Source organism: Ottowia thiooxydans DSM 14619 (assembly GCF_000422885.1).
Classification (GTDB): Bacteria; Pseudomonadota; Gammaproteobacteria; order Burkholderiales; family Burkholderiaceae_C; genus Ottowia; species Ottowia thiooxydans.
Map to the genome: position 1 here is coordinate 59089 of NZ_AUGX01000010.1, position 13170 is coordinate 72258.

Consider the following 13170-nt stretch of genomic DNA (forward strand, 5'->3'; position numbering starts at 1 on the left):
TTTTTTCCTCACTCAGTGAAGTCTGCGTATCCAACTAAATGACGGTAACGCCCGCCATAGGCTCTACCAGGCCGGCGCTGTCGGCACCGTGGTTCCAATGACTCGATAGATGCGGTCGTCAGCCCCCTGGAACGCCACCTCAAGCTCGCCGGCGGCGACCAAGCGTTCGAATTTCGCCAGCCCCGCAACTGGGTAGACGGTACGCTCAAGCCCACCCACAACGATGTAGCGAACGCCATAGCGGCGTAGCGTTTCAATTGTGGCGCCCTCTTCTACTCCGGCGTAAAGAGCGGCCACGTTGCGGCGCCGCAATTCGATCGCTTCATGCAGGGCCGGCAGCGGACGTTGCTGGGCCTCATGGTAGCGATAGCCCAGCAGCGTAGGCAGGCCGGTGTGCACGGAAATGCGGCTACCCCAACGGTGTTCTGGAAGCTGGGCTTCAAGGATGATCGAGTCCATGGCCGCATGCGCGCGCAGCCATTCGATGAGGCGTTTATCGTCCGTTAGCGGAAGTTTATGGCCTTCGTAATCGTAGACGGCGTGCGTGAGGAAGGCTTCCCCATCCAGTGTTGGGGCAGCGCCGGGGTCGAAACGGGTCATTGCCCGCCCTACCGTGCCCGCAGGCAGGTAGAGCAGCCCTATGAGCGTAGCTAAGGTGAAAACACAGGCCCATGTCCCAAGCAGTCCGCGCTGCAATCCTCCAGCGCGAGCACGCCATCGGGGGCGAAACACGATGGAAAGCCGCGCCAATGCGATGCCAGAGGCGATCGAGAGCAGCACCCAGGCTTGCATGTGCAGCTTGAAGTAGGTGTTCATGCGTCCCATGTCTCGGCCGATGACGAAAAACTCAACGAACAGGGTCAATGCGAGACCGGCGAGCGTCAGTACCAGCGCGGCGCGTGTGGCATTGTCGGTACGTGTGCGTAGCAGCGTCTCGCCCGCCCAGGCTAGCAGCGCAAACTGAAGACCTAGCGCTGGCACGCTAGGGGTCGCACCGACAAGATACGCTCCGGCAGCGATCAACGTAAACAACACGCCGAGCTTGCGCAGGCGTTGCAGCGCCGTCGCGGCAAAACTAACCGTCGTTGCCGCCCATGGTGGAGCCGGTGGAGCAAGAGGCGTGGTCGGTCTGATCAGCCATAACCAGCCAGCGATGACTACGATAAACCATCCTTGTATGGTGACCCAGTCGACAAGCGACGTGAAACGACCGGTATATAGGTGCAGCGACACCGCTCCGGTCGCAAAGCTTGCGAACGGCCAGCGCAACACGTGCTCAAGGAACACGAACAGCAGGAGCCCCAACCCGGCCTGGGTTACGCGCACACGTAAATCACCTGTTTTTTCATGACCCAGTGGCCATGGCCAGGCAAATAGCACCGTGGCCATGCAGGCGAACACCATATAGAAAGGCCAGTCCCACGCGTTGGTGGCGCGTAGCAGCGCCACGGGAACAGCGAGAAAAGCAACGGTTGTATAGACCCGCCAGAGCTCAATCCCGCGTTGCGCACCTCCTGCGGATGGCTGTCGGGAAAGCCTGCTGATGGCCATGGCGGAAATGGCGAACAGTGCCATCAGCTGCAGAGGAAGCGCCAGCAAATGCGGGTGCAGATCCCCAAGCAGGAAAGAGAACGCTGGGAACTCATTCACCTCGAAACTGGCGCCGGGCTGCCGCCCTATCGTGCGCGAAGGCGCCCAGAACCAATCTACGGGGCGCAACTCCGCCATTGCCCCGGTCAGTCCGCTTACTGTTGCAAATAAGCCCGGCCCGGCGATACGCGCAAGATCCATGTTACCGAGCAATGCCGCCGAGACCAACGCAAACCCACCAGCTATCCAAGCGACGTACCGCCGCCTCTGTTGAAGTCCAAGAGCCGCCCACAAATTGCATGCGATGCCTCCTACACCGATGCCGAGCATGGCGTACCAGGTCGCGAGCGCAAAATTGAACGCCATGGCCGAAGGCGTTTGGGTCAGCTTGGCCAGCACGCCAACCAGTACATAGCCAAAGTAATAATAATTAAGACGCCCTCCCGCAAACCAGGGGTCATCCGGTGGGAAGCTGCTCGAATCCAGTACCCGGTTGAAGATGGCGAACTCCATCGGTTTCTCGCCTCCGAGGCCTGGCGACCACAGATCAGGATGGAGCAACCGCAGGAGCAAACCCAATGCGAAAAGAGCCGCGAATACAGCTTCAATGATCAGAGCACGCCGTAACACCGGCGCAGGAAGGATGGATTGCAAGCCACCGAAGCTTTTCGAAGCGATGAGGGTCAGCACCGTCATGCCGCCAGAGATCGCAAGCAAACCACCGAGCGACCACGCCGGGATATTCAGGCCTGCCAGCCACCACGCCGGTAGCGCACACGCGACCAGCCCGGTGATGCGCGCAACCGCATAGCCGCGATCCGGCACTTGGGGCCACAGCCGTGCAAGCCAAACCCAGGCCACCAGCCCTAGCCAAACAGTAGCCCCATACCAGAGCAGAACAAACCAAAGCTGCAGGTGCCATGGCACGGGATACGCCGGGTGCCGCTCACTGGCGTCCCGCACCGCGATGGTGCTTCCCTTGCCGTTAAGTGGGATGGCCAGCATGCCGTCTGGTGCCTGATCGGCTTCGCGTGTAGACCAGGTCAACCTGCCGGCAACACGTGGAACTGAGCTCTCCTTCGCCTCCTCCAACGTGGTCAGGTTGATGTCTGACAACAGCGCCCGGACGCGGCCACCGGCTTCACCATCTGCCTTGCGAAAAATCATCACCGCAGGGTGGTCGTAAACGCTGAATGCTTCCTCCGCTGCCAGTGCCTCAGGAACCTCAATGGAGCACTGAGGATCTTTAACAGGGACTTTATGGTCGCAAATCGAAAGCGGTCCAAGCCGTGGCCATGAGGTGGAGGTCAACGCAAGCTCGTACCCAAGCGTGCCGTCAAAAAGCCCTTGGTAGAACGCTACGGTCATCGGGAAGCGCAAAGGGTTGCGCCTCATCGGCGTATAGAGACGCTCGTTAGGCACCACCAGCCAGTCCATCTCGCCTGCCGCCGCGATCAATCGTTCACGCTTGCGGGCATCATCTGGCTCGACCATGGCAAAGTCGAGGGCTCGGTAGTAGCCGTGCGCAAACGGGTCAATATTCGGGTTGCGCCAGTGCGTCGTGCCCGAGGGGCTGCCCGCCTCAACGCTCGCGCCAAAGGGCTGCCTCGATATCCGCATGGGAATCTGGTCTGTCCAGCCGCCCTCAGTTCCGATGGTGGCGGCTTCAAGCGTAGCCAGCCCCCCTGTCACACTGACCTGCACTCGGTAAGCTTGGCCTTCCACGAGCGTCACCGCCCGGCTGAGCGGCAGGCGAACGTTCTCAAGCACATCCGATGCGCCGAACTCTAGCGCGGCCGGCAAACTGCGGGCGATGAGCTTGTCCTGCTCGTCGTATATTTGCACAGAGACTGCAGGCTCCCCCTCCTCGCGTCGGATTCTGAATAGCGAAGCCGTCTCTATATCCCCGCTCGCCATCGCCACTGAGCGAACCCCATCGCCCGGGGCCTGAGTGTCGCCATAACGCCCGGCAAGACCCCAACCAATCGCGATGGATCCGCTCTCAGCAGTTCGCGCATAGACCGGCGCAGGCACATTGCGCAGCATCCAGTGGGTCGCCGCGACGTAGGGGTGCAATGAGCGGTGTACTTGGTGAAACGCAAAAGCCCACAGTAACGATGCCGTGATGACCACGAGGGCCGCGACAGGGTACGGACGATGGGTAAACCGAGCTGTGCCATTTGTACGCCTCGGATGCGCGAGGCGCCGCTTTCGCCAGCGGGTGACAAGCCAAGCGCCCGCGAACACGCACAGCACGGGGTAGATCGGCAAGAAGTAGCGCATGCTGGAAACCCACTGCTGCCCCATCCAGACGAAATAGCCCACTGCCCATAGCCAGGCGAGCGCACGCGCTCGGTTCATGGGGGAAACGCTGGCGAAACGGGGAATTTGCAGCACCAGCGCAATCGCCGCCGCAAACCCAAGCGCTGGCCCCAGACCCCACACGACCAGATTCATGCCTGGCCAGACCCAGGGCGTGCGGCCTAGCCATTGCCAATTGGGAGGAATATCAACGAATCCCAGGGAAATTTGACGTGTACGCTCGGTTTGCTCGATGAACGACTGCGCTGGCCACAAGTCAATCCACCCCGCCCCGCCAAAGGCAGCCGGCGAGGCCAGGCGGAAAGTGAGCCAGACGGCGGCTAGTCCGACGATGACCGGCGGCAGGCGTACCAAAATTCTGGTGAAGAGATCTGGGCGTTTGGCGAAGGCCAATCGAATCGGTGCCCACGCCGCTGCCAGAGCAAGCATCACGATCAGCGGTGCGATGCTGATCTTGCAAGCAAGCCCTAGTCCGAACGCAATACCGAACGCAACCGCGTCGCCAAGTTGCCCGAAACGCTGCAACCGGATCAGGAACAACAGCGCAAGCGTTGCAAACAGCGTCGCGCTGGTATCGACCGTGAAGAAATGTGCCAACTGGATTGGCAGAACGGCAAAGCCATACAGCGCCGCAGCCAGCACCCCAACGCCACGCCCCCACAACTGGCGGCCAAGCAGAAAGACGACCAGCACAGTAAGTAGATCGCAAACGGCCGAAAAGGCGCGGCCAATCTCAACGATACCGCCAAGTTCTGTCCAATCAGCGCGTCCGGTGGCCTGTGCAATTCCCACAGCGGCCTGGCGCACGACCAACAACGGCAGTTGGCCATAGGCGAAATCCTTGAAGCCCGCATTCAGAGGATTCAGGTCGCTGCAGGCGCCATCCAGCCAACTGCCAACGCCTTCAGGGCCATGCCGCCGCCGGCACTCTTGAAGCGCGGCTTCACTCAGGCCGATGAGCCGCCCCGATCCGAGGCCACTCGCGACCATCGCCATATGCCGCTCATCCGGGTGCGCATAACTACCGTCGTCCCAGCGTGCTCCGTCGAAACGGAACCAGGCCGCCAACAGCACGGCAACTGCAAGGAGCAGGATCCGGACAGCCGGGGAGCGTTGTAGCACGACACCAATGTCTAGTTGCATAAGTCCAGTTGCATTCAAGCCGCCCGGCCTCCCCCGCTGCTGCGTTGCAACAAGCCTTACGCAACTCACACACATGCGCCTTGCGGAAGAGGCTTAAGCCACGAACAGGTGCCTTCGCGGGTGTGTTATGACCCGGAATGTATCTGATTCTATAATCCCACTTATCCACCGACCGTTGGACTCCTCCGTCTGAGGATCCGGCAGTGGCGGCATTTGCCAGGAAGGCAGTCAAGTGGACAGCAACAAAATCATGACTTTGACAGCGCGAGGGCCTGCGCTGTTGATCGCATTGGCGTTCACCGTGTCGAGCGTTTGGGCCCAGGTAAATACGCCCACACCCACCCCGACCAACACGCCAACCAACACCCCGACGCCCACACCGACTAATACGCCGACGAACACTCCGACGCCCACACCGGTTACGCCGACCAACACGCCGACGAACACTCCGACGCCCACACCGGTTACACCGACCAACACGCCGACGAACACCCCGACGCCTACGCCGGTTACGCCAACCAACACGCCAACCAATACCCCGACGTCCACACCGACGCTTACCGGGACGCCAACCAATACCCCGACCAACACTCCGACATCCACCCCCACACCTACAGGAGGGCCAACCGTCACCTTGAGCCCTTCGCTGACCCCCAGCCTGGCGCCCACGATCACCCCGTACGCGACACCCACACCATTCAACGTACCGACAAACAGCTCAGGCAGCTTGGCCGCCTTGGGAATTCTCATTTCGGCGGTAATTTGGTTGACTCGGCGCTCCATTCGCCGCAGGTAGGAGGCAGCCTCCTATGCGCGGCGACAAGAAATTCTTCTTGAATCTCTTCTTCAAACGAAAGTCGGCTCGACTCACGTAGCGTCTGTCAGGACGCCTTCACTTCGAGAATCCCAGGGAGAGATGTGCTGCTTCAGCTTTCGGTGATCATGCCCTGCTACAACGAAGCCGGCAGTATCTCTGCTGCTATCGAAGAAGTGGTCGTCAATGTCTTGGCCCTCGTCCCCGCTTCCGAACTCGTCGTCATGGACGACGGCAGTACCGATGACTCGGCTGAAATCGCCCGCCAGTGGTCCGCGCGTGACCCGCGTGTGCGCGTTGTATCTCAGCCGAACGCGGGCCATGGCCCTGCCCTGGTAAACGGCATCCGCGAAGCGCATGGTGAATGGTGCTTGCTGCTGGACAGTGACCGCCAGGTTTCCCTTGAGGGCTTCGGCGACACCTGGGCATTGGCTTCAGAGCACGAAGCGGTACTCGGCATACGCCGGCCGCGTTTTGATCCCAAACACCGGCTCGTTTTGAGCGCTGCAGTACATTGGGTTCTGGTGAACTGGGCAGGCGTGCGCGTCACCGACGCGAACGTCCCCTATAAACTGATCCGCCGGCGCTTCCTGCTCGACGCCGTTGCAGCCATGCCGGTGCGCCCTCGCATACCTTCCATTTTGCTGACCGTTTACCTCTCGCACCTCGGCGTTCGCATTGCCGAGCAGCCTATCCAGCATCGCGCGCGAACCACTGGCCAGAGCGTGCTTCGCCCGTTAAAATTGGCACGCTTTTGCGCGGCCTCGGCACTTGAGCTCTGGCACTTCCGCCGCTCTCTGCCGTGATGGAAGGAGCGGTTCCGGCGCTAGCCGATTCTTTCACGCATGCGCTGCGCTGGATCACCATGCTGCTGGTCCTGCAGACCGCAGGGTGGTTAGCCATAGGCCGTGCCACAGCGACCTGGCGAGACCGGGGTTTCGCCATGGCTCTGCCGCTCGCCATGCTCGCGCTGGCGGTGCCGGTGTTCGCGCTCGCACACCTGGCTCCGGTGTTTCGAACGGACGTGCTTCGATCCACGGTCGCATTGGCACTGCTGTGGCTGCTGTTGCGTGGAGTCCCAAACATGGATTCGGGCGCGCGCATAGCGCTTGGGGTCGCCCTGCTGCGCTTCCTGCTGGCCTTTGGCTTCTACACGGCGCTGCGCGGCCTCAGCCATGACGTGATCGGCCTGGAAAAATTCATGGACTTCGGCTTCTTGTCCGCCACCGCGGGCGTAGAGCGTCTTCCAGCGCCTGACCCCTGGTTCAGCGGCCACCCGATCAACTACTACTACTTTGGCCACTATCTCGCGGCGCTGCTGTGCAAATTATCCGGAGTTCCGGTGGCCTTCGGCTACAACCTGATGTTGGCCACGCTGTTCGCGATGGTGTTCTGTCTTGCCTTCGCGTTCGTTACCGAGATGACATCGGGTCTTGGCAAATCGATTCAGAGTTCCATGGCACTCGTTGCGGCGCTTTGGCTTTCACTGGGCGGCAACATTCACGGCTTTTTATATGGGTTCGTCCGCCCCTGGCTAGTAGGCGCAGGGCTGGCGCAAAAGCCAGAAAGAGATTTCCTGATTTCGGATCCCACACGTTTCGTTGGTTGGAATCCACCTACCAATGACAAGCTAATCCACGAGTTCCCTGCCTACGCCTTCTATGTGGGAGATCTTCACGGGCATCTCATCAACCTGCCTTTTGTGCTGCTGCTGTGCTGCGTTCTTCTGGCGTGGCTGCGTGCAGACGCGCATCGCCAGCCATCAAGCCTGGGTTGGCTCGCAGTGGCTGGCGCGCTCACCGGCGTGTTCGCAATGACCAACACGTGGGATGCCGCCATGTACGCCGCACTCCTCGGCACCTTGCTCCTAGGCAAGACGATCGTTTCGGTGGTCCATGGGCGGCGTGCCTTGGCCACAGCGATTAGCCACGGACTTCTGGCAGGTGCAGCCTCCGTGATCGTCGCTCTAACATTCTTGCTCAGTTTTGTAGCGCATAGCAGGGGCTTCTTCCCGACTCACTCGCACACCCCGGTTTGGCAATGGCTAGTCCTTTATGGCTTGCAGAGCTTTTTGGCAGTGGCCGGCGTGGTGCTCGCGTTCGGGAAATGGTCCAGCTCGCGGCCACAACCCGAACGCTGGCTGCTCACCGCCATGACCGCATTCGGAATCGGTTTTGCGCTGCTGCCGGAGTTTATCTACCTCGAAGATATCTACGACAAATCTTTCTATCGTGGCAATACTGCTTTCAAGTTCGGCTTTCAGGCCTTCACCCTACTTACGCTTGCGGCCTGTATCGCATTGGCGATGATCGCGCGGATAGCGCGAGAGCGCTCCAGAGTACCCCGTACAGCGCTGGCAATCTTGCTGCAACTCGTGCTGGTGCCCCCGCTCTACTATGGCTGGTTCGTTTTGCAAGGCGGTTTTGGAGTCTGGGCGGAACGCGAATGGACACTTGATGGCCAGCGCTACCTCGCGCTTTCACATCCGGAAGACCGTCAAGCGGCTGCCTGGCTGACAGCCAACGCGGACCGGACTGCACCGCTGGTGGAGGCGGTTGGAGACAGCTACACCTTCGCCGCGCGTATCTCCGCAAACACCGGGCTTCCCACCGTAATCGGTTGGCCGGTCCACGAGCAACTCTGGCGCGGAAGCGACCCGGATGTCTGGAAACGGCGCGATGACGTGAACCGCCTGTACGAAACTGAGTCGCTCGAAGAGGCGCGAACGGTACTCAGCCGCTATCGCGTGCGCTACATCGTTGTGGGCCGCTACGAGCGAGAGCGCTATGGTGCCAAGCTCAATCCGGACCGACTTACTGGCTTGGGGCGCGTGGTCTTCCGGGCTGGTGAGACTTTTATCGTCGACACAAGTCCGAGCTGATTCAACACGCACGGATTTTTGGGGCGCCGTTTCTCTGAGCGGGACGCCACAACAACGTCGTGCGTTTACCCCCTCTCACACCCAAGACTATGAAGAGGTCAATTCGCTTCAGTTAAAATGATAATGAGTCTTATTTGTATGTAAGAAGGTGCAAAGCGCCTCATTGAAAGGAGTGAAAGTGCAGGCCGCTGAGTCTTCTTTGAATCAGGAAGTTCATTCTCTCTACCTCAATCACCACAGTTGGCTTTATCGGTGGCTCTGGAAAAGATTGGGCAACTCCTTCGATGCCGCCGATCTCGCGCACGATACTTTCACTCGCCTGCTGACACGCGACGCGCCAATCGCGGCCCAAGAGCCGCGCGCATTTCTCACGACCGTGGCGCAAGGCGTGGTGTCCAACTTCCATCGGCGCCGCAAAGTGGAAGCAGCCTACTTTGAGACGCTCGCAGGCCTGCCGGAGCCGCAGGTGCCATGCCTGGAGACACGTGCGATCCTGCTCGAAACCCTCATCGAAATTGATCGCAGGCTCGACGGTCTGAAAATGCCAGTCCGCCAAGCCTTTCTCTTGTCGCAGCTCGACGGCTTGACCCAGCCGCAGATTGCCGCTGAGTTGGGGGTTTCGCTGGCTACGGTGCAACGCTACATCGCCAAGGCTGTGCAACAGTGCTTCTTTGGAGCCGAAAGAAATTGAACGCACAGCCCCAGGCTTCTCTTCTGCTGCCCGAGCTGCAGGGCCCACGCATCACGCAGGCGGTCAGCTTGCAGGCAGCGCAATGGCTGGTGGCGTTACAGGCTGCTGATGTAAATCCGGAGGACCAAGCAGCGTGGAAAGCGTGGCGCGCCGCTAATCCTGAACATGAGCGGGCCTGGCAGCACATCGAGTCGTTTGGAACCAGCCTGCGCGAGCTAAACCTGCCGTTGGCCCATGCAGCACTCGCCGGTAGCGATGACAAGTTGCGCCGCAGCCGCCGGCAGGCGATCAAAGTGCTGACTATCGCTGCATTCGCAGGAACCGGCGCATGGTGGATGCGAAGTAGCGCCCCATGGGGTGATTGGCAAACCGACCACAGCACGGCCATTGGTGAGCGCGCGAACGTTACTCTGCCGGATGGCACGGTCATCATCCTGAATACCCGGACAGCCGTTGATGTGCGTTTCGACTCGACGCAACGCCTCGTGTCCCTGATTCGGGGTGAAATCCTGATCACCACCGCCCCAGATCCACAAATCAGCCACACAGGCACCGCACGCCCTTTCCTGGTGGATACCACTGAAGGCAGGCTTCGCGCACTGGGTACGCGTTTCGCAGTGCGTCAACACGAAAGCCGCAGCCAGGTCAGCGTCTTTGAAGGGGCTGTAGAAATTCACCCTACGAGCGTCAGTGCCCCTTCCATGGTGCTGCAAGCCGGCCAAGAAACCTTCTTCACACGCCATAGCGCAGAAGCGCCGCACGAAGCCCACGCACTCACAGCAACCGCATGGACGACAGGCATGCTGGTCGTTCATGAGATGCCGTTAGGAGACTTCATTGCCGAGCTGGCACGCTATAGGCCAGGCCGGTTGAACTGCGCGGCATCCATCGCCAACTTGCGCGTCTCTGGCATCTACCCGGTGACGGACACTGAGCGCGTGCTCGACATGCTGCAGCGCACTTTGCCTGTCGAACTTCAGAGCTTTACTCGCTACTGGGTTACCGTGCGAGGTCGGTACGGGGCCTCACAAGGCCATTCATTTCAGATCAATCAAAAAAACTGACCAAAAACTGAGGTGTTTTTATTTCTCGCGGGGCATAGGAGATAGGAGCCACATCTTCAACCCCTGACAAGGAACACCCTCATGGGCCAACGCCTGCACCGCGCACCTGCGGATACCTCGCTACAACAGCGCAAATGCCATGCGCTAGCCATTGCCGTTGGCCAGGCGCTACTGGTCGTGACCGCATTGGCAGCCTTGCCAACGGTGGCTCAGACGCAGATCGTTCGAGGCACCTATGCCATTGCCGCTGGTCCGCTCGAAGTTGTTCTGGTGCGCTTCGGACAGGAAGCGGGCGTGATGATTTCCTACTCCGCTGCTTCGATCACCGGCAGGCATAGCCCGGGCGTCAGCGGAAATCGAACCGTGAGCGAGGCACTCCTCAGCATACTTCAGGGCACCGGATTGGAGGCTGTAGCGCAGCCCAATGGAGGCTACGCCATTCGGCTCGCTGCGCCGGTGCAGACTCCCATCGCCGTCGATACGAACAACACTCTCGCCGTGGTCACGGTGACTGCTCAGGCGATTTCCAGTGATCTACCCAAGCCTTACGCCGGTGGGCAGGTCGCACGCGGTGCCCGGCTCGGTATCCTGGGCAATGCGGACTACATGGACGCACCGTTTTCAGTCAAGTCCTTCACCCGCGAATTTCTTGACAACCAGCAGGCTCAAACGGTCAGTGACGCCATCCGCTACGACGCATCTGTGCAATCAGCGCAGGCATCACCGAACGGCATCAATGATGTTTTCTACATACGGGGGTTCCAGACCCACGCGGGCCGTGCATCCTTTGACGGTCTGCCCAATCTACTCAACCGCATGCTGCCCCTGGACGTGGTGGAGCGCGTCGAGCTATTCAAGGGGCCAAGCTCATTCCTGAATGGGCGAACCGATGCAGTGGGCGGCACCGTGAATCTGGTGCCCAAACGCGCAGGTGAGAAACCGCTGAACCAGATCACAGCGAGCTACGAGTCAGCCAGCGTTTTGGGCGTTCATGCAGACTTGAGCCGACGCTTCGGTAAGGACAATGCTTGGGGTCTGCGCGTCAACGCCGCGAAAGAAGATGGCGAGACGTCGGTTCGGCCATCGTCGCGCGACACCACTTCCGCCGCCGTCGCCCTTGACTACCGTGGTGATGCGGTGCGTTTTTCGCTCGACTACATCCACCAGCAACGGCGTCAACAGCCCAGCACAGGTGAATCAGTCATCCTGAATAACAATGTACCCGTACCGGCTGCTCCGGATGCGGCGCGAGCATTTGGTCAGCGCTGGACTTCGTACGACCGCGAGTTCAACCTGTTGGTAGCGCGCGCGGATTGGGACATTGCTCCTGATCTCACCGCCACCTTGTCGTACGGTCATTCAGACGACAAGGAATCTCAGTTCAGCCCGATCTCTCGCGTGACAAATGCGACAGGCAACATCACAAATCAGTCGTTCGACTACACCCTGGCGCCCATCGTTCAAGATTCTGCACAGGCGTTATTGACTAAGCGGTTCAGGACCGGAGGTTTGGCCCACACGCTGACGGCCGGGTTCAACGCAACCCGCTACGACCAGCGCAATGATCGCCGCACCCTGACCAACGTCTACGCCTCTAACCTCTACGCCCCGGTTTTCTACGATGCGCCGGTGGTGCCCGCCGGTTTCAACCGAAGCGAGCGTACGCGTGTTTTCAACAACGCTGTTTTCATTGGCGATCAGATTTCTGCTTTCGACGACAAGTTGTTGCTGACACTCGGCCTTCGTCACGTCAAGCTCAAGACTGACACGCGCAACTTGATGACCGGCATTCAAACCGCCGCGTACGAAAAGGGCAAGATCACACCGGCATTTGGCTTGCTCATCAAGGCATCTCCGCAATGGTCCTTCTACGGTAACTACGTCGAAGCACTGGAGCAAGGCGGTACAGCACCCGCCACGGTGAGCAATGCGGGAGAAACACTGCCGCCCTTGATGTCCAAACAATTCGAAGTGGGGGTAAAAGCCGATTTCGGTGTGGTGGGGGCAACGCTCGGCGCGTTTCACATTCAACAGCCCGCAGAAATCACTCGAAACGGCGCGTTGGTGCAGGAAGGAAAGCAGGTCAACCAAGGGCTGGAGCTGAGTGTTTTTGGATCCCCTCTCAAATCAGTTCGGCTATTGGGCGGCCTGACTCTGATCAATGCACGGAACAGGATCACAGGGGATGCGCTGCTGGACGGCAAGACCTCAATCGGTGTGCCACGCGTTACAGCAACCGCCAATGTCGAATTTTCTCCGGCTGGTAAATCAGAATTATACAGAAACAACAGCGACTGTAAGTCATTGTCGCCATTGAAGTTTCCGCACTCTGCGCTGAAGGTGGGTGCAACGCAACCTCCTGCAAAACGCTCCATGAGTGTGCCAGAGCTGTGCCGCGCGGATCAACGCGCTGTGCCAGCCAAGAGCCGTGGCCCGCCAGTGCCAGCGGCCACCCGCGATAAAGCACGACACAGCAGCTTTGCTTGCTTTGGTGCGGCTAAACGTGACATCGGGCTTATTTCCCCACGGCAGATTTTCAGTCGATCTGCCCATTGAAAGAGGCGTCTTCTCCAGCGAAGACGCCTCTTCTTTTTTGTCCGCTCGTCATCGCGCTGTGTCGCAGCTTATCGCCCCGTGACCCATTCAGCCGCCATCGACATTATTC

The 13170-nt window shown here is 59.8% G+C and carries 7 protein-coding genes; 5 read left to right on the forward strand and 2 right to left on the reverse strand.

The genetic code is table 11. The annotated features are described in order from the left end of the window. Window positions 1-63 precede the first annotated feature (63 nt). Both G518_RS0107990 and G518_RS39875 read right to left on the reverse strand, forming a co-directional pair. Window positions 64-5055: a DUF2298 domain-containing protein gene (locus G518_RS0107990; RefSeq protein ID WP_028602082.1), complete on the reverse strand. Its 4992-nt coding sequence runs from the start codon at window positions 5053-5055 to the stop codon at window positions 64-66. A gap of 228 nt (window positions 5056-5283) precedes the next feature. Then, entirely contained in the window at window positions 5284-5805 is a 522-nt protein-coding gene (locus G518_RS39875) for a hypothetical protein (RefSeq protein ID WP_156909319.1), read from the reverse strand. Between the two features lie 168 nt (window positions 5806-5973). On the opposite strand from G518_RS39875, the gene G518_RS34350 reads away from it, so the two are divergent. From G518_RS34350 to G518_RS0108020, 5 genes are all read left to right on the forward strand, one after another. Next, window positions 5974-6675 carry a glycosyltransferase family 2 protein gene (locus G518_RS34350; protein WP_051236233.1) on the forward strand — a complete coding sequence of 234 codons (702 nt, stop codon included), beginning with the start codon at window positions 5974-5976 and terminating at the stop codon, window positions 6673-6675. Beyond that, window positions 6675-8750, forward strand: a complete 2076-nt coding sequence (locus tag G518_RS0108005) for a DUF2298 domain-containing protein (RefSeq protein ID WP_028602083.1) — start codon at window positions 6675-6677, stop codon at window positions 8748-8750. Before G518_RS34350 ends, G518_RS0108005 begins: the two co-directional genes overlap by 1 nt. 178 nt (window positions 8751-8928) lie before the next feature. Continuing rightward, window positions 8929-9441 (forward strand): sigma-70 family RNA polymerase sigma factor, encoded by a 513-nt coding sequence (locus tag G518_RS0108010; RefSeq protein WP_028602084.1) that lies wholly within the window; start codon window positions 8929-8931, stop codon window positions 9439-9441. Beyond that, entirely contained in the window at window positions 9438-10505 is a 1068-nt protein-coding gene (locus G518_RS34355) for a FecR domain-containing protein (RefSeq protein WP_084651582.1), read from the forward strand. The genes G518_RS0108010 and G518_RS34355 overlap by 4 nt, the downstream gene beginning before the upstream one ends. Window positions 10506-10586: 81 nt before the next feature. Further along, complete coding sequence (locus G518_RS0108020; protein WP_028602085.1) at window positions 10587-13061, forward strand: TonB-dependent receptor; 2475 nt, start codon at window positions 10587-10589, stop codon at window positions 13059-13061. Window positions 13062-13170 lie beyond the last annotated feature (109 nt).

Coding starts and splice junctions, on each gene's coding strand:
- G518_RS0107990 (WP_028602082.1), bottom strand. CDS start 5,055: ATGCAACTAGACATTGGTGTCGTGCTACAACGCTCCCCGGCTGTCCGG.
- G518_RS39875 (WP_156909319.1), bottom strand. CDS start 5,805: ATGAGAATTCCCAAGGCGGCCAAGCTGCCTGAGCTGTTTGTCGGTACG.
- G518_RS0108005 (WP_028602083.1), top strand. CDS start 6,675: ATGGAAGGAGCGGTTCCGGCGCTAGCCGATTCTTTCACGCATGCGCTG.
- G518_RS0108020 (WP_028602085.1), top strand. CDS start 10,587: ATGGGCCAACGCCTGCACCGCGCACCTGCGGATACCTCGCTACAACAG.